At 34.5% G+C, this 24,364-nt stretch carries 15 protein-coding genes; 4 read left to right on the forward strand and 11 right to left on the reverse strand.

Annotation, left to right across the window (positions count from 1 at the left end):
- Positions 1 to 102 precede the first annotated feature (102 nt).
- From QGM60_RS02970 to QGM60_RS02995, 6 genes are read right to left on the reverse strand one after another with little or no spacing between them, the layout of a single operon-like run.
- The gene (locus QGM60_RS02970; RefSeq protein WP_281138740.1) at positions 103 to 1,722 is read right to left on the reverse strand and encodes a sodium:solute symporter; all 1,620 of its coding nucleotides are present in this window, start codon (positions 1,720 to 1,722) and stop codon (positions 103 to 105) included.
- 19 nt (positions 1,723 to 1,741) lie between these two features.
- Positions 1,742 to 2,926: an aldose epimerase family protein gene (locus tag QGM60_RS02975; protein ID WP_281138741.1), complete on the reverse strand. Its 1,185-nt coding sequence runs from the start codon at positions 2,924 to 2,926 to the stop codon at positions 1,742 to 1,744.
- A 28-nt stretch (positions 2,927 to 2,954) separates the two neighbouring features.
- Entirely contained in the window at positions 2,955 to 4,451 is a 1,497-nt protein-coding gene (araA, locus tag QGM60_RS02980) for an L-arabinose isomerase (RefSeq protein ID WP_281138742.1), read from the reverse strand.
- 15 nt (positions 4,452 to 4,466) lie between these two features.
- Positions 4,467 to 5,168: an L-ribulose-5-phosphate 4-epimerase gene (locus tag QGM60_RS02985; protein ID WP_281138743.1), complete on the reverse strand. Its 702-nt coding sequence runs from the start codon at positions 5,166 to 5,168 to the stop codon at positions 4,467 to 4,469.
- Complete coding sequence (locus QGM60_RS02990; RefSeq protein WP_281138744.1) at positions 5,152 to 6,843, reverse strand: ribulokinase; 1,692 nt, start codon at positions 6,841 to 6,843, stop codon at positions 5,152 to 5,154. Before QGM60_RS02990 ends, QGM60_RS02985 begins: the two co-directional genes overlap by 17 nt.
- Positions 6,840 to 8,801: a glycoside hydrolase family 127 protein gene (locus tag QGM60_RS02995; RefSeq protein ID WP_281138745.1), complete on the reverse strand. Its 1,962-nt coding sequence runs from the start codon at positions 8,799 to 8,801 to the stop codon at positions 6,840 to 6,842. The genes QGM60_RS02990 and QGM60_RS02995 overlap by 4 nt, the downstream gene beginning before the upstream one ends.
- Positions 8,802 to 8,937: 136 nt before the next feature.
- On the opposite strand from QGM60_RS02995, the gene QGM60_RS03000 reads away from it, so the two are divergent.
- The 4 genes from QGM60_RS03000 (at position 8,938) to QGM60_RS03015 (ending at position 17,129) form a co-directional block, all read left to right on the forward strand.
- On the forward strand, positions 8,938 to 9,627 hold the full coding sequence (locus tag QGM60_RS03000) for an NUDIX domain-containing protein (RefSeq protein ID WP_281138746.1): 690 nt from the start codon (positions 8,938 to 8,940) through the stop codon (positions 9,625 to 9,627).
- 534 nt (positions 9,628 to 10,161) lie between these two features.
- Complete coding sequence (locus tag QGM60_RS03005; RefSeq protein WP_281138747.1) at positions 10,162 to 13,290, forward strand: TonB-dependent receptor; 3,129 nt, start codon at positions 10,162 to 10,164, stop codon at positions 13,288 to 13,290.
- An 11-nt stretch (positions 13,291 to 13,301) separates the two neighbouring features.
- A complete protein-coding gene (locus tag QGM60_RS03010; protein ID WP_281138748.1) occupies positions 13,302 to 15,218 on the forward strand; it encodes a RagB/SusD family nutrient uptake outer membrane protein in 1,917 nt (638 codons plus the stop codon).
- Positions 15,219 to 15,593: 375 nt separating this feature from the next.
- Entirely contained in the window at positions 15,594 to 17,129 is a 1,536-nt protein-coding gene (locus QGM60_RS03015) for a carbohydrate binding domain-containing protein (protein WP_281138749.1), read from the forward strand.
- Positions 17,130 to 17,388: 259 nt separating this feature from the next.
- On the opposite strand, the gene QGM60_RS03020 is transcribed toward QGM60_RS03015, so the two are convergent.
- The 5 genes from QGM60_RS03020 to QGM60_RS03040 form a co-directional block, all read right to left on the reverse strand.
- Positions 17,389 to 18,516 carry a glycoside hydrolase family 88 protein gene (locus QGM60_RS03020; RefSeq protein WP_281138750.1) on the reverse strand — a complete coding sequence of 376 codons (1,128 nt, stop codon included), beginning with the start codon at positions 18,514 to 18,516 and terminating at the stop codon, positions 17,389 to 17,391.
- A gap of 42 nt (positions 18,517 to 18,558) precedes the next feature.
- Complete coding sequence (locus QGM60_RS03025) at positions 18,559 to 19,692, reverse strand: endo-1,4-beta-xylanase (RefSeq protein ID WP_281138751.1); 1,134 nt, start codon at positions 19,690 to 19,692, stop codon at positions 18,559 to 18,561.
- A gap of 92 nt (positions 19,693 to 19,784) precedes the next feature.
- A complete protein-coding gene (locus QGM60_RS03030) occupies positions 19,785 to 21,098 on the reverse strand; it encodes a glycoside hydrolase family 30 beta sandwich domain-containing protein (protein WP_281138752.1) in 1,314 nt (437 codons plus the stop codon).
- A 33-nt stretch (positions 21,099 to 21,131) separates the two neighbouring features.
- On the reverse strand, positions 21,132 to 22,910 hold the full coding sequence (locus QGM60_RS03035) for a glycoside hydrolase family 43 protein (RefSeq protein WP_281138753.1): 1,779 nt from the start codon (positions 22,908 to 22,910) through the stop codon (positions 21,132 to 21,134).
- Positions 22,911 to 23,026: 116 nt separating this feature from the next.
- The gene (locus tag QGM60_RS03040) at positions 23,027 to 24,169 is read right to left on the reverse strand and encodes an endo-1,4-beta-xylanase (protein WP_281138754.1); all 1,143 of its coding nucleotides are present in this window, start codon (positions 24,167 to 24,169) and stop codon (positions 23,027 to 23,029) included.
- Between the last annotated feature and the right edge of the window lie 195 nt (positions 24,170 to 24,364).

The following is a 24,364-nucleotide window of genomic DNA, read 5'->3' on the forward strand; positions in this document are numbered from 1 at the left end:
TAAATGTTATCTATAAGTAACATTTAGAAGCTTTGTTTACTAGAAATTAGATGACAAGCTGGCGGTTCGAATTTGTTTTGAAGAAGAGTTAAATTTAATTAGTTACTCACCATTAAAAAATAACATAACTGCAACAACAACAGCAATAATTAGAAGAGAAACTAACACATCAACCCAGTTATAACTGCTTTTGTTTTTAGATTTTTCTTCTTCTGAAATTGTTCCGAAAGTAAGATTTTCTACCTTTTCTTTAGCTGGTTTTCCTGTTAGTAAACTTACTACAACAATAAGAATTATACAGAATAAGAAGAACCAAGATGCAAAGGTTAAAAAGTTCATATCTCCAAATTGATATAAAATGCTGTCTGTACTAAAGTTGTCTTTAACCAACTCTAAAACGATACGTATAGTCGCTACAACAAGCCCAGCGACTAATGTTACAAAAGCACCTGTTCCGTTAATACGTTTAGAGAATATACCTAATAAAAATACCGCTGTAATTGGTGGTGCGATATACGATTGTACGCTTTGTAGATATTCATATAATACACCAGAAATATTTGCCATTACCGGAATCCATAACATACCAATTAACACGATAATTCCTGTAGCGATTTGACCCGTTCTTACTAATTTTTTCTCAGGTGTTTCTGGCTTTAATTTCTTATAAATATCAATAGTAAATAATGTTGAACAAGAGTTAAATACTGATGCTAAAGAACTCATTAACGCAGCTAATAAACCTGCTGCAACAAGACCACGTAAACCTGAAGGTAGTAAGTTACTCATTAACACAGGAAAAGCTTGATCTGCACTTTCCCATTCTAATTCACCTCTCATTTTTAAAGCTAAAGCAATAATACCTGGTACTAAAAACAAGAATACTGGTAACAGCTTTAAGAAGGCACCAAAAATGGTTCCTCTTCTACCTTCTTTAATATTTTTTGCTGTTAACACACGTTGTACAATATATTGGTCTGTACACCAATACCAAATACCAGTAATGGTACTTGCAATTAAAAGCGGTAACCATGGGAAGTTTGGATCATCCATAGAACGCCACATATTTAAATATTCTGGTGTTACGGTTTGGGTCATACTTTCCCAACCACCAACTTTATCTAAACCAATAATGGTTAAAGCTGCTGCACCAATCACTAATAATACAGCTTGTAAGGTTTCGGTGTAAACTACTGCACGCATTCCTCCTAAAACGGTATAAATTCCTGTTAGGATTACGGTTGCCAGTGCACCAGTCCAAAAATCGATACCTAATAATGCAGAAACCACAATTCCTCCAGCATAAATAGTTACCGAAATTTTAGTTAAAACATAAGCAACAATAGAAAAAATGGAAAGAATCCAACGCGAACGTGCATCAAAACGTTTTTCTAAAAATTCTGGCATAGTGAATACGCCACTTCGTGCATAAAAAGGAAGGAAAATCCATCCTAACATTAATACAACCCAAGCTTGAATTTCGTAAATAAGCATTGGTAATTTGTCGCCAGCTCCTGCTCCTGCTAATCCTACAACGTGTTCTGAACCGATGTTAGATGCAAAAATGGATGCTCCGACTACAAACCATCCGACGTTTTTTCCGGCTAGAAAATAATCTTCTGTGTTTGCATTTTTCTTTCGTATTACCCAAACTGCAATTCCTGCTAATACCAGAAAGTAAAAGACAATTGCAATCCAGTCATATAAATCTAAAGTTTGCATAGTTAGTTAGTTTAGTTAGTTATTTAGTTGAAAACTTAAACGTAGTTTTAGTTTTATAAGTGTTACCAGGATTTAAAACCGTTGACGGGAAGTTATCTTGGTTTGGCGAATCTGGATAATGTTGTGTTTCTAAACAGAAACCTGTTCTGTGAGCATACGTTCCGCCATTTACCATTGGCAAAGTACCATCTAAAAAGTTACCTGTGTAAAACTGAATTGCAGGTTCTTCGGTAAAGATTTCCATAAAACGTCCGCTAGTTTCATCATAAGCCGAAGCCACAAAACGCATATCACCTTTTTCTCCGTTTAAAACCCAGCAATGGTCGTAACCTTTTCCTCGTTTTAATTGTTCGTTGTCTGCGTTAATTTCTTCACCTATTTTTTTAGATGAATTAAAGTTGAAAGGCGTTCCTTCTACTTTTCTTATTTCACCTGTAGGAATCAAAGTTTCATCTACTGGTAAAAAAGCATCAGCATTAATTACAACATCATGATTTAAAATGTCTTTTGAAAAATCTCCAGTTAAGTTAAAATAAGCGTGTTGTGTTAAGTTAACCACTGTTGCTTTATCTGTAGTAGCTTCGTAAGTCACCTCAACAGCATTGTCTTTTGTTAATGTGTAAGTTACTGTTACTTCAAGATTTCCTGGGTAACCTTCTTCACCATCTTTACTAGTATAGGTTAATTTTAACGTTGAATCTTCTGTTCCTTCAACTGGTGTCGCTGTCCAAACTACACGGTCAAACCCATTAACACCGCCATGTAAATGGTTAGAACCATCGTTAGTTGCTAGCGTAAATTCTTCACCATTTAAAGTGAATTTTCCTTTAGCAATACGGTTACCGTAACGACCAATTAAGGCTCCAAAAAACGGATTGTCTTTTTGGTAATCTTCAATATTATCAAAACCTAAAACCACGTTTTCTAATTTACCATCTTTGTTTGGTACTTTAAGCGAAGTTATTCTACCACCATAAGTAATAACGTCCATTTCTACTCCATTGGCATTTTTTAAAGTGTATTGCTCAATAGTTGTGCTGTCTTCAGTTTTACCAAATTCTGATTTTGTTATTGCAAGTTTTTCTTGGACCATAGTTTCTGGTTTTTCGGTTGATTCTTCTTTTTTAGATTCTTTACACTGAATGTTAAGACTTGCTACCAAAGCAAACACAAAACAATATAAAACGGGTTTTAAGTTTTTCATTTTTATGTTAGTTTAAGTTAGTTTCTGTTTAACGAAACATGTGGTAAGCTTCATTAGCTCTAATAGATTCTTTGAAGTTTCTAATTGTCGTATCTTCATCTATTACTAAAGCTTCGATGTTTGCCATTTCTGCAAAATCTTCTAATTGCTCTACCGACACGTTTTCGCTATAACATGTATGATGCGCTCCGCCACCTAAAATCCAAGCTGTACAAGCTGTTTTGAAATCTGGTAATGGTTTCCACATGATTCTAGCTACTGGTAAGTTAGGTAAATCTTCTGTTACTTCTTCACCAACTGTTTTATTGATTAATAATCTAAAACGGTTACCAAAATCCATTAAAGCTGCCACTAAAGAATCGCCAGCTTTACCATTAAATACTAAACGTACAGGATCTTCTTTACCGCCAATTCCTAAAGGATGAACTTCGCAAGACGGTTTATTGGCTGCTAAAACAGGATCTACTTCTAACATGTGTGATCCTAAAATACGTGGTTTTTGTGGATCTAAATGATAGGTGTAATCTTCCATAAATGCATTACCGCCTTCAAGACCAGATCCCATAACCTTCATTGCTCTTACTAAAGCAGCTGTTTTCCAATCACCTTCTCCAGCAAATCCGTAGCCTTTTTGCATTAAACGTTGTACTGCTATTCCTGGTAATTGTTTCATGCCATGAAGATCTTCAAACGTATCACTAAAACCTTTAAAACCGCCTTCTACTAAGAATTTTTCTAAACCTAATTCGATACGAGCAGATTCTATTAAAGAGGAACGTTTATCACCGTTTTCTAGTAAATTTTCGCTTACGTTATAAGATGCTTCGTATTCTTTAACTAAAGCATCAATTTCAGCATCTGTTACCGAATTAATTACTTCAACTAAATCACCAACCGCATAGGTGTTTACTGAAAAACCAAACTTAGTTTCAGCTTCAACTTTATCGCCATCTGTTACGGCAACAAAACGCATATTATCACCAAAACGAGCGAATTTTGCTCCTTGCCAATCATCCCAAGCAGCTGCAACGCGTGTCCATTCTCCAATGCTTTTTTGCACTGAATTTTCTGACCAATGACCAACAACTACTTTTCTGTTTTTACGCAAACGACTTACCATAAAACCAAACTCACGGTCACCATGAGCCGCTTGATTTAGGTTCATAAAGTCCATGTCGATAGAATTCCAAGGAATGTCTCTATTAAACTGCGTATGTAAATGTAATAATGGTTTTTGTAGTGCTGTTAACCCACGAATCCACATTTTTGCAGGTGAAAACGTATGCATCCAAGTAATCACACCAATACAGTTTTCTTCTTGGTTTGCAGCGGTTAGTGTTTCGTAAATTTCTTCTGTAGATTTAACGGTTGGTTTATAAACTACATTTACAGGAATTGAAGAAGAAGCATCTAATGCTCTTACAATTTCTTCAGAATTTTTAGCTACTTGCGCTAAGGTTTCTGGTCCGTATAAATGTTGGCTACCTGTAATAAACCAAACTTCTTTATTTGAAATATCTATCATTTTTATTAACTTAATTTATTGACCGTAATAGGCATTTTTACCGTGCTTACGTTCGTAGTGTTTTTTAATTAATGAATCTTTTAATCGTGGTGCTTCTGGATTAATCTGAAGCGTATAATAAGCCATTTCTGCAACGACTTCTAAAACCTTACTGTTATATACTGCTTTTGCAGCATTTTTTCCCCAAGTGAAAGGTCCATGATTTCCTATTAAAATCATTTCTACTTCTTGATGAGATAGATTTTTTTCTTTGAAACAATCTAAAATCTGAATACCTGTGTTATGCTCATAATTTCCTTCAATTAAATGATCTGCCATAGGTGGCGCACAAGGTATATCTGCAGTTAAATGGTCTGCATGTGTTGTACCAAAAATTGGCACATCTTTTTGGGCTTGTGCCCAGGCACAAGAAAACTTAGCATGTGTATGTGCTACACCGCCTATATCATTCCAATTTTTATATAAATAAGAATGGGTTTTAGTATCAGAAGAAGGACGCATTGTTCCTTCAACTATATTATTATCGTAATCTAAAATTACGATGTCTTCTGGTTTTAAAGTCTCGTAAGGCACGCCACTAGGCTTAATGGCAAAAACGCCATTTGCTCTATCTACCGCACTTACATTTCCAAAAGTGTACACCACAAGATCTAATGCGTTAAGTTGCATATTTGCCTCGTAGCATTCTTCTTTAAGTGATTTATACTTGGAACTCATATTTTTTTGATTTTATTGATGCTTCTACAAACTCGCCTAAAGCTTTATAGTCTTCCATAAAGTCTGCATAAATTTTTACTTGATTAGCTTGTGGGAAATATTCTGCTTCAAAATCGCTTCCCATAACTTTGCTTGCCTCTACCACATTACTGTAAACACCTCCTGCTACTGCTGCATAAATTGCTGCACCCAAAGCTGGTGCTTGATCAGACTCTGCTACCTTTATTGGCATATTTAATACGTTAGCTAATGTTTGCATGATAAATGGCGATTTACGTGCTACACCACCAATACCAATTACAGTATCTATTTTTACGCCTTCGTCTTCAAAACGATCTACAATCATTTTAGAACCGAAACAAATAGCGTTAACCAATGCCTTAAAAATATGAGGCGCTTTAGTACCTAAAGACACACCTGTAAATGCAGCTTTTAATTCTTGATTGGCATCTGGCGTACGTCTACCGTTTACCCAATCTAAAGCGATTGGCACAGCTTCTTCTAACGGAATTTTTTCAGCTTGACTTGCTAAAGTTCTTATAAAGTTGGCTTCAATTTCTTCTTTTAGTTGAGATTTTTGGTCTTCTGAAAGTATTGAAGATGTCATTACTAAATTATCAATTGGCCAATCTAAAACAGACTTAAACCATGCTAACACATCTCCAAAAGCTGATTGTCCAGCTTCTAAACCAATAAATCCTGGAATTACTGAACCATCTACTTGTCCACAAATTCCTTTAACGCAATTACCTCCGATAACAGCTTCATCTGCAACCATAATATCACAGGTTGAAGTACCCATAACACGTACTAAAGCGTGTTTATCTACTTTAGCTCCAACTGCTCCTGAGTGTGCATCAAACGTACCAACAGCAATGACTGTTTTGGTAGTTAAACCTAATTTATTTGCCCATTCTTCATTTAAATGACCTGCAATTTCATCTGAAGTGTAAGTTTCATCGTATAAATTCCCTCTTAATTCAGCTAAATAAGGATCTAGTTGATAAAGAAATTCTTCCGCAGGTAAACCATTCCAGCTTTCGTGCCACATGGCTTTATGCCCAGCTGCACAACGACTACGTTTAAAGGTTTTTAAATCTGGATTATCTGCTAATAAATAAGTTATGTAATCACAATGCTCCATCCAAGTATGCGCCGCTTCTTTAACTGCTTTATCTTGTCTAGCTATGTGTAAAATTTTTGCCCAAAACCATTCTGAAGAATAAATTCCACCTTCGTATTTTGTGTAGTCTTCTCCGCCCCAATTCCTTGCTAATTCATTAATTTCATTAGCTTCATTAACTGCGGTATGATCTTTCCAAAGTACCATTAACGCATTTGGATTTTCTTTAAAACCATCTACTAAAGCTAAAGGCTTTCCTTCGCTATTTAAAGGTAATGGTGAAGAACCTGTAGTATCTATACAAATACTTGCTATAGATTCTGGCGCTACGCCACTTTGTGAAATTACTGAAGTTATCGTGTACTCTAATCCTTCTATGTGATCTAACGGATGTTGCCTAAACTGATTGATACCAGGGTTACAATATTGCTGTTCTTTCCATCTTGGATACCAAAATACTTCTGAAGCCAGCTCTGCTCCATTTTGCGTGTCTATCAATACTGCTCTTACAGAATCTGAGCCATAATCAAGTCCTATTACGTATGTTTTCATTTATCTTTATTTAAGGGTAACCAAACTTTCATTTTTCCTACACCTCTGTTTGCCCATGAATAGTATGGGATTGCCTTGAGTTTTTCATTTGAAACAGAATAAATACCCTCAAGAATTTGTTCTTCATTAACCTTGAATTCATCTGAAGGTGACACAGTAATATCATTAAATTTTGGATTATCCACTTCTTCTACAGCGTATACTAAAGGCCCATATTCTAATGATAATTTATTTTCATTGTCTTCTACTTTTTCATTTGTTTCTACAGTACGTACTTCCATTGGAAAGTTGATTTCAATTTTATCGTCAGCACTCCATTTTCTAGTGATTTCAAAATAACCATTACTTACTGAAGTCTTTACTTTTTCTCCATTGATGGACAAACTCGGTTCACCTTTATATATGTCCGTATATGTGTATAAATCACTTGGTAAAACTTCATTTCTACTCCAACCTGGCACACGAAACTTTACAGTTGTCTTAGAATCAGCTTCAATATTGACACTTACTTTTCCATTCCAAGGATATGATGTCTTTTGAGTCACCTTAACAGCTTTACCTTTTAAATCAATATCAGCTTGACTTGAGGCATATAGATTTATATAAACCGTATTATTTCCTTTGGAATATATTAATCCTGGAATTGATGGTATAAAACGAATGATATTGGTAGGACAACATGAACAATCAAACCAAGCTTGACGAGTGCATGAACCTCGGTTAAATTTATATTCACCATCAGACTCTAAAGCATTTGGATAGAAAAAGTTGGTTCCGTCTAATGATAATCCAGAGATTAGTCCATTATATAAAGTTCGCTCAATAACATCAAAATATTTAGCTTCGCCATAAAAGTTATGCATTCTGTGATTCCAGTAAACACTACCAATAGCTGCACAAGTTTCACTATAAGCCGTTAAATTTGGTAGTTCATAATTTTCACCAAAGGACTCACCATCATGCCTTGCGCCAAGTCCACCTGTGATGTACATTTTTTTGGAAACCATATTTCTCCATAGCTTATCAACGGCTCTTTTATATAAACTGTCATTTTTAATAGCAGCAATATCAGTCATTGCCGCATACATATATACTGCTCTTACAGCGTGACCAACAACCTCATCTTGCTTTACTACTGGAATATGATCTTGGGAATATGCTCCAAAAAGATCGTGATTTTTAGGATTACCACGATTATCTAAAAAGTACTTAGCTAAGTTTATATATTCTTCTTTACCCGTGATTTGATAAAGTTTTATTAAACCTGTCTCAATAATCTGATGTCCTGGAACGGTATGAATTTTACCTTCATCATTTCCAAATGTTTTAACCATAAGATCTGCATTCTTCAATGCTATATCTAAGAAGTTTTTTTTACCCGTTGCTTTATAATGCACTGCTGCTGCTTCATAAAGATGACCTGCATTATACAATTCATGACTGGCTGCTAAAGACTCCCAACGTTTACCCTCCTTTACTTCAACCCACCATGCAGGTGGCTTAGCTGGATTTATCGTTCTCCATGTCGTTAAATATCCATCTTGTTCTTGACCTGTTTTAACAATACTTATTAAAGAGTCTAAAACCATTTCCAATTCTTTATTTGGGGCGCTTATTAATGAGCTTGAAGCACCTTCGATAATCTTGTAGACATCTGTATCATCAAAAGGCATTTCACCTCTAGTTTCACCTTCCATTTCACCACCAGCTATCAAAAAATTATCTAAACGGCCTTCTTCTTCACATTTTGCAATAGCATAATCAATGGTTTTTTCTTGAACACGTTTAATTATCGGCAACCAAAAATTATCAGTAACCCTTACGTTTTTAATATCGACTGGAGAAATCTTATAACCTACTTTTAATTCTTGTACATCAGCAATATTTTTTTTGTCCTTATTACAGCTTAGCAATATGACTAATGAAGCTAAAGTCAAGATGTTTTTTAATAATCGCATATGAACAGCTTTTTAATTATAGAAGTGCTATATTTTAGATTTTGAACCTATTAAGAAATGTAAATCTAACACTTATTAATTTTTAATAATAGTTTTAATTAAAAAACTTTATCTTGGCGAAAGATAATTTTGCACTATGATAGTTGGCTACAACCCTGAAGATAAAGTTCTATTAGCTGTAGATTGTATAATTTTTGGGTTTGATAATGAAGATTTAAAAGTTTTGTTGGTTAAAAGAGATTTTGAACCTGAAAAAGGAAAATGGTCTTTGATTGGAGGTTTTTTAAAAACCGAAGAAACATTAGACGATGCTGCCCAACGAATTCTTCATAAGCTAACTGGTATGGATGATATTTATATGGAACAATTCTATACTTGGAGTGAAATTAATCGAGATCCTGCAGAAAGAACAATATCTACTTCTTATTACGCTATTATAAATATTGAAGAGCACAATGAAAAACTAATTGAGTATCACAATGCCAAATGGTTTAGTCTATCATCAGCTCCCAGTTTAATATTTGATCATAATGAAATGCTATCTAAAGCGACTAGACGCTTACGCAGAAGAACATCCATCAGTCCAATTGGATTTGGTCTTCTGCCTGAAAAATTTACAATGCGACAACTTCAAAAATTGTATGAGTCTATTTTAGATAAAAAATTAGACAAAAGAAACTTTGTGAATAAAATAAAGTCGATGGATATATTAATTAAGTTAAACGAAAAAGATATGACCTCTTCTACTAAGGGATCTTATCTATACATTTTTGATCAAGAAAAATATGACGCAAAGCAATCAAACGACTTTTATTTGAAATTATAATTTATTTATCTGTATCTACTTTTAAAATCCTCAATTGATATAATTGATATAATTAATACCTATTAATTTTATACATAAATAAATGAAAGATTCATTTTAAATAAAAACTCTCCTATATATACTACTCTTAAAACACGAAAACTTATTACATTACTTACTTGCTTTTTATTATTTCTTATATATTCAAGAATCAAATAACTTATTCTTATAAAACTTTACTTAAAAATCATTTTTTCTCAAAAAACACATCGAAAACAAACCATATTTGGACACAAAAATGAGTATTAATGCTTCCAAATAGAGATTTAAACCAAAAGCTCATATTTTAACATTTAATTTTAAATAACTGAAATACAGTTTTTTACATATAAATTAAGAGAAATTTAAGAATTGTCGTATAAATTTTTACAAAAAATTAACGCAATCGGTTGCATAATTTGAATAATAATGTAATTTTACAGTAACAAAAATAAAAAGCATGCATTTTTAAGAATGTGTTTCTTTTTTATATAAAAAACTAAAAACTTAATAAAAATGATCAATCAACTATCTAATGAACATTTAAGAAGACTAAGGAAGCTACTTTTTCTTCTCTTATTCGGTGGCTTTGTTTTACCCGCTTTTGCGCAAAATATTTCAGTCTCAGGAACTGTATCTGACAAAAACGGACCTATTCCAGGTGTTAACATTATTGTATCTAATACTACTAATGGAACACAAACAGATTTTGATGGTGAATATACTTTAAACAATGTTTCGCCTGATGCTGTCCTTATATTTAGTTACTTGGGTTATACAACTCAAGAAATTTCTGTTAATGGACGAACTAGTATAAACATTACATTAGAAGAGAATCAAGAACAATTAGAAGAAGTTGTAGTAATTGGATATGGTACTCAAAGTAAAGAGTCTGTAACGGGTTCAGTGGTTTCTATTAAAGGTGAGGATTTAAATGAAGTACAAGCTGCTAACTTTCAACAAGCATTACAAGGTAGAGCTGCAGGTGTTAACATCCAATCAACAAGTACTAGACCTGGATCAGCACCACAAATTAGAATACGTGGTGTACGTTCACTTTCTGCAGATAACAATCCATTGATTGTACTTAACGGTATTCCTTTTGCAGGTGGACTTAACGATATTAATCCAGTAGATATCAAAAGTATTGAAATACTTAAAGATGCATCCGCTACGGCAATTTATGGGTCTAGAGGTGCTAATGGTGTTATTTTAATCGAGACAAAATCTGGTAGCATTGGTCAAAAAGCTCAGTTTAGTTACAATACTTATTATGCCGTTAAGGAGGTATTTGCGAAATATCCATTAATGAATGCTGCCCAACTAATACAATTACGCGCTGATGTAGCTGCGCATCCGCGCCAAAATGGTAATCCAATTTATGGTTTGGGCGGAGATGAGTTTTTAGGGAATGATACCGATTGGCAAGATTTATTATATGGTAGTGGATTACAAACCGCTCATGATATCAGTGTACAAGGAGGTAGTGAGAGTGGCTCATATAATGTAGGGCTTGGTTACTTTAAAGAAACATCAGTAGTTCCTGGTGATTCTTTTGATAGATATACTTTTCGTGCTCAAATTGATCAAAATGTAGGAGATAACATCCGCTTTGGTATAAATACTGTAACTAACTTTAGTGAAACGAGTAGTATTGTTGGTGTCGGTGGTGTTCTTTCTGCCTCTCCTCTATTAAGCCCATATGATGAAAATGGCAATTTTTTAGAATCGGTTCGTCTTACAACTGAAGCTGACCAATTGTGGATTCCAACAAGAAATGAAATTAATCGAGTAGGAAAAGGTAGAGCAAATGAACAAATAGATTTTGGTACTTATAACAATATTTATGGTGAAATAAAATTACCATGGATTGTTGATGGTTTAAAATACCGTTTAAATATAGGTTTGAATTATCGTACATCTAGAGATGGGAATTTTAGAGGACAAGGTGTGTTTAACTTTAACCCTACAACACCTTCTAATGCTAGCTACGATACATCAATGCTGTGGGATTACGTCATTGAGAACCAATTACTTTTTGATCGTACATTTGGAAAACACAAGGTCAATTTCGTTGGGTTGTTCTCATCTCAAAAAAATCATTTTGACAATTCTGGTTTGGCAGTTCAAAATATTCCTGATGAAACTTCATTATGGTACAACTTAGATTCTGCTCTTTCAGAAGATATTTTAAGATATGGAACAGGCTATTCTGAAAGTGGTTTATTATCCGTTATGGGTAGAATACTTTATCAATACGACAATAAGTACTTACTTACAGCCACTCTAAGATCTGATGGTTCATCTAGATTAGCCCCTGGTAATAAATGGTTTACTTATCCTGCAGTTTCCTTGGGTTGGAATATTGGTAATGAGCCTTTCTTAGAAAATGTAAGTTGGATTAATCTTCTTAAATTAAGAGCAGGTTATGGGGAAACTTCTAACCAGGCTATTGCTCCTTTTTCCGTTCAAGGTAGATTATCTCAAGTAGAATATAATTATGACACTACTTATGCTAATGGTTTTTATGTGACACAATTACCAAACCCTGAATTAGGATGGGAATTCTCAGAGACATATAACTATGGAGTCGACTTTGGTTTCTTTAATAATCGCTTATCAGGAAGTATAGAATACTATATAACCAAGACTAATGATATTCTATTAGGTCTAGCCCTTCCTGAAACTTCTGGTGTAGGTAGTGTAACCTCTAATATTGGTTCTACTGAAAACAGAGGTTTAGAAATTGCTCTTAATGGTACTATTTTTGACAATCCTGATGGTTTTTCATGGGATGTAGGAGTTAATGTCTACACTAATAGAAATGAAATTACTTCACTATCTTCTGGTCAAACTAGAGACGAAGGTAACTTATGGTTTGTGGGACAACCTCTAAACGTAATTTTTGATTACGACCGTGTTGGTCTTTGGAACGAATCAGATCCAGATTACCAATATTTTGAGCAATATGAACCTGATGGTACATTAGGTATGATTAAGGTACGTTACACAGGAGATTATAACGATGACGGTTCACCAACAAGAGCTATAGGTGCTGAAGATAGGGTTATTATTGATCCAACACCAGATTTTCAAGGTGGTTTTAATACGCGCTTTGCTTACAAGAATTTTGATTTCACAACGATTGGAGCCTTTCAAAGTGGTGGTGTTTTGGTGAGTACTCTATACAGTTCAAACGGTTACCTTAACTTACTTACAGGTAGAGGTAATAATGTTGATGTAGACTATTGGACACCAACTAATACTGACGCTAAATACCCTGCGCCTGGTGGTGTACAAAGTGGAGACAATCAAAAATACGCTAGTACTTTAGGTTACTTTGATGGTTCTTATTTAAAGATACGTGCAATGACATTGGGTTACAATATGGATTCCAAAGTTTTAGATAAAACATTTATACAAAAGCTTAGAATTTATGCCACTGTACAGAATCCTTTTGTTTTGTTTTCACCTTTTCATGATGAATCTGGATTAGATCCTGAAACAAACTCTGGAACTAATGGTGATGGATCACGTCAAAATGTAGCTGTAAACACAGGGAATATTGCACGTGGTATACCAACGATAGGTACCAATGTGCCTACTTCAAGAAACTTTTTGCTAGGATTAAACATAACATTTTAAAAAAGATGAACATGATAAAGATTAGATTTAAAAATGTATCAATAGCAATACTATTAATTGCATTGCTTACAGGCTCTTGTACAGAGGATATAATCCAAGAAGAGCCAAGAGGCGTATTTACACCTGAATTCTTCCAAACAGAATTAGGAGTACAAGGTGGATTAACCTTTCTTTATGAGAGATTAAGAGATGTTTACGGTTTCGCTTATTTTTTAAATTTAGGTGAAACAGGTACCGATGAATATTGCGCTGCTCAAAGTGCAAATAATAACTTTTTTGATTTAGATCTTGCTGGACAAGGTAATTTGCGACCTGAAAGTGGTTTTTCTATAGGAAGACCTTGGGGTGCGAGCTGGCCAGCAATAAATACTGCTAGCGGTATTATTGAAAACGCAGAAGCTGTTGGGCTAGATGAATCATTAATTGCTGAAGCTCAATTTTTCCGTGCTTTTTATTATTTTCTATTAGTTCAAACTTATGGTGGTGTACCTTTAGATTTAGGATCTGGAGAACTTGCTTTTAACCAATCTGCTGTTAGAACTTCTGTACGTAACACTGTACCTGAAGTATATACTCGAGCAATTATACCAGATTTAATTGCTGCAGTAGATAATTTACCAGATAATCCAAGACTAACAGGAACTGTAACTAAAAATGTAGCTAGACTATATTTAGCAAAAGCTTATTTAACTTATGGTTGGTGGTTAGAAAACCCTAATGGAATACCAACCTACCCTGATACTCCAAGAACAGATCCAGATGGTAATGGTCCTTCTTACTATTTTCAGCAGGCTTATAACTTAGCCGTTAATGGTATTGAAAACCCTGGTCCTTACAGACTATTGGACTATTTCTATGATGTTCACGTAGGATCAAATGATCGTCATGAAGAAATGATGCTTTACTCAGACCGTACTGAGACAAGTGCTATATATAACGGTGGACCATTAACAGGTTTTGGCGGTACTGATGGTACAAACACCGCTGTTTGGATGGTGACATCTAATTATACTACCATAAGTGTAGATGGTGTTGCTGCTGTACAAAGAGAAGCAGCACAAAGCTACGGAAGACCTTGGACACGTATGGCTCCAACAATAGGTGTATTCACGCAAACATTCACGAACAAAGATATAGACTCTCGCTACGATGGTACTTTTGTAACTAGTTATAGAGGTAATTGGGATAAAGGTGGTGATGAAACACCTACCATTACAGCTGCTAATGGTCTTGAAATTGAACCTGGTGATGCCGTTGTATCTTTCTTAGATGAATACGACCCTAGTGTGAGTTATGTCAACGGTGGAAATATTGGTGGTGGAGAAATATCAGGTAGATCTGATTATGTCATAAACTTAAATGAAATAAATAGAAGGTTTTATCCAGGCTTATGGAAATTAGGCACATACCGTACTGATAACCAAGGTGGATTAGGAGAACCAAATGTAGGAAATACACGACCATTTCCAATTGCAAAGTATTCAGAATTTTACTTGGTAGCTGCTGAAGCTGCAGTAAAGGGTGCTTCAGGATCATATACAGCTAGAGATTTAGTGAACGTTATTCGTGCACGTGCAGGTATGTGGCGTTTTGATAACGGAGAACAACAAGAACGTATAGAAGATAATAGTGCAGCTATGGTAAATGCTACACCTGCTGTAATCGATATCGATTATATTCTCGCAGAGCGTTCACGAGAATTCTTCGGTGAAGGATACAGATGGTATGATTTAGTGCGTACTCAAAAATGGAATGAATATGCTAGTAGTTATGAAATTGGTGGTAACGACGCTTCAGACCATAACCCTACAGTAACAACAAGAACTATAGAACCTTATCATTATTTAAGACCAATCCCTCAAACCCAATTTGACAGAATGGATGCAACAGAAGCTGAGAAAGCAGCTTACCAAAACCCTGGATATTAGATATGTTAGAAACTATAAACATTAGTTTGAATTAGTTAGTTGCGTTTATTTTCCGAAAAAGGGCTGTTTGTACAAACAGCCCTTTTTTTTAGCAACAATAAATTTTGTCAAAAAATAGTCAATTTACAATGTGTTTAATTATGATGTTCACTATAGTGAATTAACTAACCACAAGAAATTAACATTTTTAACAAAAAAATTACGCAATCGGTTGCGCTTTTTAAATTATTGACTATATTTACATTATAAGAACTGATTTTTACAATGATGATTAAAATATCAAGTTCTTTTTAACAAATTGATAAAATTATACCTAATTATAATTTTTGAAGTAAAGAACCAATTTTCATATTAATCAATTAAATTTTAAAAAAAATGTTAAAAGCTCTGAGACTAATAGGTGTATTTTTGGCTATAATATCTGTCCTTTTTGTAGTCAGTTGTGAGGATGATGATTCTTTTAGAGAAGTTTCAATTATTTCTATTTCACCAAATGAAATTTTCCCTGGTGATGAAGTAACTCTAGAAGGTGAGAACTTCAATGACGTTTTATTTGTTTTCTTAAACAGTAATCAAGTTCCTTATCAACTAGATGGTAACATGATTACATTTACAACACCAATCAATGGAGGTGTTGGAGAAAGAACCGTTACTTTAGTAATGCCAGATGGTTATATTGTTACAACAGACATTACAATAGTACCAAGACCTTTTCCTATTATTGAGGCTCTTTCTGCAAATGCAGTTCCTGAAGGTGAGGATCTTACAATTCGTGGTACTTCCTTAGATAACATTCAATCTGTAACTGTAGGTGAAGTTGAAGCAACCGTAGTATCATCCACATCGGAAGAATTAACAATCACTATTCCTGCAGGATTAAACCCTAATATCCCAACTGAAGTTCTTATCACAACTACTGGTGGTGAAGCATCAACTGGTGAGAGTTTCTATGTTGGCGAAAACTTACTAGCTAATGGAAATTTTGAATTAGGATCTGGAGATGATTTTACTAATTGGAGTAAGTTTAACGGTGCTGATGTTTTAACAGCAACAACAGCTAGTGGTGAAACTTATTATGGTAGGTCTCTACGTGCTGAAGGGCTTGGTCCTAATCCATGGAACACACAATTTGTAAGTGATGATGCAATAACTCAAGATGGTGCAGAATATACTTTCTTCATGTGGATTAAAGGTCAATCAGGAACTCCTGGAAATGGTGGTAATATCAGATTTTCAACCAATCCTGGTGGCTCTGCTCAATATAGTGGCAATTATGATATTACTGCTGAATGGCAACAGATCTCTTGGACATTCACAGCAAATTCAGCTCAGACAAGAATAGTAATGGATTTAGGTGCTGTAGAAAATGCGGTTTATTTTATTGATAACGCAACTTTAGTAGGCCAAGGTACACCACCACCACCACCTGTTAATATAAACGGTAGCTTTGAAGAGTCTGACTTGGGTGCTGCTGATAACATAACTGGTTGGGGAGGTTTAAATAGTACTCTTGCCACTGGAGAAATAACTGATGAAGACAGCCATGATGGCGATAAAAGTCTTAAAATGACTATTAATGAGCTAGGTGCTAATCCTTGGAATATTCAACCTAATTCTAGTATGGATGTAGTAGATGGTCAAACATATATTTTAAGTGTTTGGTTTAAAGGTACAGGCATTTCAAATATAAAAGTAGCAATAGATCAAGGAGGTGATCCGGGTTGGGCTGAATGGGGTGCACCAGAGGTTGGTTTTACTAATAACCAATGGACTGAGGTTACTTATGAATTCACAGCAAGCACAACAAACGGCGGCCCTAATAATGCTCGATTTGCTATAAGTATGAGTTATGATGGAAACGTAGGAGGTATTATATACATAGATGACTTGGAGGTTACACCTGTACAATAATATAAATGTAAAACTAAATAAAAGATAACCTAAATTGTTTATTGCTTAAAAAGCCGCTCGTTACTACAAGCGGCTTTTTAATTTAAAATCAACTATATTAAAACGTAGCAATAAATAATGTCCACAATGTCCTTCTACAATATTTAATTAATACAATAGTTTATAGAATTTTTCAATAAAAAAACAGAAATGAATAGTAGTATTTTTTAATTAAAATATTAGTAATTGAACTACTTAAAGCTTAATCAAAATGAAATAATTATTTATGATTTTCCAATATACTTTGGGCAAACCATAGAATTGGAGCTTGTCCATGTAAATCACCAGTAACTCTTGGTCTATTAAGGTAATAGTTTATATCATCACTTTGACCAGTTCCGACACACACTTCCTTAACCTTACCATCATCATGAATGTAATAAACAAGTGCATTCCAAGCTTTTTTATAGGCAACGGCGTTGTTTTCTTTTGACAATAAACCCTTTTTAACTCCTACAGATATTGCAAAACCAAACATGGCTGTTGAAGATGTTTCTTTAAAAGAATTTTTATTATCTATTAACTGATGCCACATACCATCATTATTTTGATAACGGATTAAACTTTGCATCATCTTTTTATATCCTTTTAGTATAGAATTATAATGTGGATTCTTTTCAGGTAATACAGATAATAACTCTGCCATTCCAGCCGCAACCCAACCGTTTCCCCTTCCCCAAAAGAAATGAGCATCTTCTCCATGGTAGAAAAGACCATTTGGCTGTTGTAACTTTTTTATATAAGAATCAATTTCAGTTGCAGCACGTTCAAGATATATCATATTTCCAGTCGCACGATAGGCTTGAACCTGCAAACAACCTATCATATAAACATCATCTATCCAATATCTAGTCTGAGATGTTAAACCATTTGGTAAGGGATTTTCCCATTGTCCATTAGCGAATCTTAAGCCTTGTTCTAAATATTTTTTATGGTTAGTTTGAATATAAAGTTCTAAAGGTAATATACCGTAAACATTAGCATCTACGTGATTAGAGGTATTTATAATTTCATCATAAAGAGGGTCTCTATAACGTTCTATAAACTTATTGATTATTGCCTCATCATCTACTAAAGCTGCCAATTTTATAGCACCATACGCAGCACATACTTCTGCATAATGTAATGCTTGTACCTCTTCTGTTTGGTACATCATAAAACCTGAACGCGACAACAAATCATTGGTAACCAACCTACCCGTATGCTCTACTGATTTAATATAAGCTGATTCATCATTTCTTTTTGGATTATCACAAGAAATAAAGAAGCTTATTACTATAAAAAATAATACTTGACTCTTTGTAAAAAAATATATTTGGAACTTATTTATTATACCAAGTGTATACATCCGAATTTAGTATTTAATTTGAGCAATATCATGCTTTTATTACTAGTCAGGGCTTAGTCCCTTCAGGCCATTTGTAAGTCCTATATAGGCTTGTTTTCTATCAAAGTTATTGTCAAAAAGTAAAGGCCAATCGGTACCGTTATCATACAACCAACTGTCTATATCCCTTAATCCCCAAACTGTAACTCCGAACTGTTGAGGAGAAGGGACAATTGTTTTGTAATAGTATGCAGCTCTATGAAATTGGTCTGACTGTGCCTGAGCTCTCTCCGATGTGAATTCAGTAATATCGTCATTGTAATTTACTTTTACATCTATTTCTGAAATATGTACTAGTAACCCTGTATCTGAAATCTGCTGTATGGCCGTTTGTAGTTCTGAAGGAGATGGCCAATTGTGGTTTAAGTGCATTTGCATTCCAATACCATCAATAGGAATATCATTAGCTATGAATTGATTAACCATCGATAGTAATTCATTTCGTTTGTTAGGATCTCCTGCAATATTATAATCATTGTAAAATAGCTTTACCTCAGCATCACCTTGTCTTGCCCATTGGTGGCATTTAGCAACGTAATCCTCACCTATTCTTTGTCTAAAAACGGCATTCATAGCTTCGCTAGTAAGTGCCTCGTTAACTACATCCCAACTTTCAACGATAGGGTTTCCGTTATCATCTTCAAATTCAGCAAAGTGGGCTACTGTGTTGATGATGTAATTTTTTACCTGATCTTCAAATTCTTGATCCGTACCCGAAAAACTTTCCAACCAATTTGGTATGGAATATTCTGGATGCCATAATAAAGTATGACCATGCACACGCATTCCATGTTCTTGAGCATAAGCCACAAGGTCGTCACCATCACTCCAATCATATGTGTCTGGTGCAGGAAACATGTTATACATTTTCATTTCATTTCCGAAAGTGAGGCTGTTAAATTCATTATTCATCACTTCTCTGTAGGTTATCATACTATTTGAATTTGACGTTATTTGCTCATAGGACAAAGCAAGACCTATTGGAAAACTCACGTGCTCTCTTAAATACTCTACTGGTTCTTGCCCTCCATTATTTCCTCCTGAAGGACCTCCAACATTAATATTAGAATCGTCTCCGCTACTACAGCTAATTAATATTAAGACAAAAAGTATTTGTGAGAACTTGTTTAGTTTCATGATTTTAAAATTTTCAATTAGTGAAAAATCTTAAGTCTTTATTCGACTTAAGGCTATTTATATTTATTCTTAGTTGTATAACTCTACATTAGTTAGTTAGTTACAAAAGTTGTAATACTATTCGGCGGTAGATTATATAAAAACGCATCTATACTCGATTCTATATTGACAACTTCTTGTACTTCTAAATTTTGGTTACTACTTGTAATATAAGGGGTAACACTATCGCTGCTTGTTCCTGAAATAACAAATTGTTGCTCTACAGTTTGCTCTGTTTGATTTATAGCTACAACCACAATCCTACCTTCACCTGAATAAGCACTAACAGAAATTCCTGTCTGAGGATTAGCCTCTGCCGCTATCCTTGTATAACCAGGTTTAATAAATCTTGAGAAGTTTGACATCACGTAACCTCGCTTGGTTACAACACCGTTAGAAGTTCCTTCTTCACCATCTCCTATAAAACCGTAATATCTTTTACCATACCACCATACATAAGCACTGTATTGACCAATTACCATACAATCGTGAACTTCCTTTCCAACTAATAAAGCATCTGGCCATAAATTAGCACTTCTATCACTAGATGTATAGTGCTCAGTCATCCAAAGTTCTTTCCCTTTTTCTAAAGCAAGAGGATATGGATAATTATCGATGGCCGTACCATAAATATGACCTCCTACAATATCTACATTATCTACTGCTACAGGATCGTTAAGTGTTAAGTCCGTATGCTCGTGTCTAAACTGAAATGATTCGGATGGCATCAATTGAGTATTAGTGATAAGACCACCATAATCTCTCATAAAATCACGTACTTGGGCTGCAGACCAGTTGCAAGACTCATAAGAAACTTCATAATCACCCTCGTTCTGAATGCTTATAACTTCTAAAGGGGCTCCATTAGTATCCATATAAGCAGCAAAATCATTCAAGTAATTTGCATAGTCTTCATAAGATTCTGTCTTTAAAGCCCCTCCAATTAGGTCATTATTAGTTTTCATATCCGCAGGAGGACTCCAAGGTGTTGCCATAATTAAAGCGCCTCTTTGAGAAGCTAGTTGGGCATGTCCAAGCTCAATTGCTCTTGCGTTATCGTCTGGAGCAACACGAATCCTTAAAATTGAGAGACCTATTTCCCCCTCATCATTTCCATATAATTTGTCCATATCGTTAGCGCTAAGTGGATTATTCAACCTAAAAACTGTTGCCGCACCAAAACCACTAATATTTTGTTCTACCTCTGTAGGTGTAACTGTAGAAGCATCAGGTTGTAATACTGTAGGATCTGATGGATCAGAAGGACCGGTTGGCCCACCCACATTAACACCTCCACCTTCATCACTGCTACAATTGAAAGTTAAAATCAATACAAATAGCATTAATATTTTTATAATTGTTTTCATTGTACTTAATGTTTAGTTTATTTTTTCCTTTATTTATTTTGGTTGTATATCATTTGCTGAAGTAGCATATAAACCTAACAAACAACCCGTAAAACCACCTGCAATATCTGTAGATAGGATATCTCCAGATACTGTAGTGCCTAGTTTCTTTAGTTCAGTATTTCCAACTGCATATTTAAATTCATATTTGTCACCATTAGCCGAAATTTCAAGTTTAATATCATCATCTAGCTCTATTTTAGAGCTTGCTATTACTTCTGAAATTACGTCTCCCTGTCTTCCTGGCCATTTATTTTTTTGAAGTACTATATAAAAATTGTTTCCTTTTTTGGTTACTCCAAACACATAGTTTGATCCTTCATTTTGCAATGCTACAACACCTGCTAAATCCTCTTCTGATTTTGGGCGATAAGATAATGTTGTTGAAAAGGTAAAACTATTGTGTTGCTGTCTATGAAATAGTGTTGATGTAGGTTTTCTTTCTTTTATATTCACATCAAAAGGCTTGATTTTTAAACCCTCTTTAACTTTAGATATGAAAGCTTCTCGTGGTCCTCGTATACCTATCCAACGGTAATCGAGCTTATCAGAAGTAAAATCTTCTTGAAAAGTAAAATTACCATTAGGGAAAAATTCTTTACTTCCTGTTTTATTTAAAACACCTTCTGGCAACTTCAATTTTGGTTTCATAGGAACCAACCCATTTTCAAAAACAGGAAATTCACCAGACCAATCTACTGGTAACATAAAGGTTTCTCGACCAGTATTAACACGGTTTTCTTCATTTGGTCGTACTGCCAAAAACACTCCATAGTATTGATCACCATCAAACTGTACTAAATCTGCATGACCAGCCCAATCTACTTTATTTTGTCTGTCTTTTTCAAAATATCTTTGGGTAAGTATAGGATTACTAGGTGCTGGTACAAAAGGGCCTGTAGGTTTATCACTCTTAAATATGACTTCACTGTGCCATCCTCCTGTTCCACCTTCAGCACACATTAAGTAGTAAAAACCATCTTTTTTATAAAGATGTGGTGCTTCAATCCAAATAGGCTTTTCATTGATATTAACCCCACCATTTACAATAATTTTATCTGTTCCTGGAATAACATCATCTTTTTCCAAATCATACTCCCAAACTTTTATAACTCGGTGTCCACTATACAATTCTTTACCCTCATTTGGTGCATCATTATGTACTACATACGCTTTACCATCATCATCGAAAAAAATCGAGGGGTCTATGCCACTAAAACTCAGTTTATATGGTTCACTCCATCCTTTCATTGGGTCTTTAGTTTTAACAACCATATTTCCTGCTCCATAGACTACAGTGGTAATCATGTAAAATGTATCGTTATTTGGATTATAAGTGATACCTGGTGCATATACACCATGACTAATACCAACTTTGCTAACATCCAATTGGGAAGGTCTGTCTAAAACGTGTCCTATTTGAGACCAATTAACCAAATCTTTTGAGTGAAAAATAGGGACACCTGGAAACATTGCAAATGAAGAACAGACCATATAGTAGTCATCCCCTTTTTTAGTTATCGCAGGGTCTGGATAACACCCTTGTAAAATAGGATTATAGAACTCATTTTCTGCTAAAGGATTGTTCGTATATATATCATCGTTACCTTTATAAACGACATTTTTGAAAATCGGTTGGTTTGAGGGCTTTGTGAGCTTACTTAATGAATCATTATGTACACTTGTAAATGATGATATGACCAAAGGTATAGTTGTTAAAAGAAATACACTTAGTATTACCTTTAGTGCTTTTGAAGGTTTATTTTTCAACATTTTAATTCTAATTTTTATTAAAGCGAGTAATTATGGACTCTTAAACAAAAAAGACCTTGCTCTTCAAACAAAAACAAGGTCTATATGAGATATTCAATATTTTAGTAAATTATATTCTAAAGTCCGTCTGCAAATCCTCTATGTGCTATTTTAAACTCATAGTTTTCATTGTAAAGTAAAGGCCATTCTGTACCTCCATCATATCTCCAACTATCTTGATCTCTTACACCCCAAACGGTAATACCATACTGTTGAGCAGCTGGAACAATAGAGTTATATTCAGAAGAAACATGATTGTAATAGCTCTCTTGCAGTTGAGCACGTTCTAAAGTTAGCGATGTAATATCTTCATCAGGGTTAATTCCTATATCCAATTCTGAAATATGGACTAATAATCCAGAACCTGCAACACTTGTAATTGCATTGCTTACTTCGTTAAGAGAAGGCCATGCACTACTTAAATGCATTTGCATACCAATACCATCTATAGGTATTCCACTATTTTGAAAACTAGTTGCCATAGATAAAATAGCGGCACGCTTATTTGTTTGCCCTGCAACGTTATAGTCATTGTAGAAAAGTTTTACATCTGGATCCGCTTCTCGTGCCCATTGAAAAATCCTTTCAATATAGTTTGCCCCCATTCTTTGAGTGAAAAGAGAGGATCTTATACCACCATCATCACTAAAGTATTCATTCACTACATCCCATGCCTCAACTATAGAATTTCCGTTTGCATCTACCTCTTGTGCAAAATGTTCTACAGTAGTCTTTACATAATTTTCTATGTGAGCCTCGAACTCTTGGTCTGTACCTGCAAAATTCTCTAACCAATCTGGAATAGCATATTCTGGGTGCCAAACTAATGCATGTCCATGAACTCGCATTCCGTTAGCTTTAGCATAAGCAACTATGGCATCACCATCACTAAAGTCAAAACTATCTGGTCCTACAAATATGTTGGCCATTTTCATATCATTTTCTGCCGTAATACTATTGTAGTCATTATTTAGCATACTTCTGAATTCTGTTTCAGACGAAGAAGCCAAACGTGACGCAGACACAATATTTCCAATTGGAAAACTAGCCATGTCTTTAAGATTTTCTGTGGGATTATATAAAAGAGGATCTCCTGAATTTCCTCCATCATCATCTGAACTATTTGTTGGCCCACCAACCCTAACGCCATTCGATTCGTCTGGGCTACAGCCAGTCAAGATAAAACCAAAAACCAGTACACTAAGAAAGATTTTTTTCATTATATTAATTTTTATTTATATTATAATTTAGATTGTTTTTTCTTTTTTGAAATAAAGAATTGCGAAGCTTTAAAAACTCTACTATATATAGTAAATAAACTAAAAAAAAGCTTTAAAAGCAAAATTTATGCAATCGATTTCGTAAATAGATTCATTTTTAACAATTTCACCGTATTTAATAGTATTTCAACACTT

The organism is Winogradskyella sp. SYSU M77433, assembly GCF_029911945.1.
GTDB lineage: Bacteria > Bacteroidota > Bacteroidia > Flavobacteriales > Flavobacteriaceae > Winogradskyella.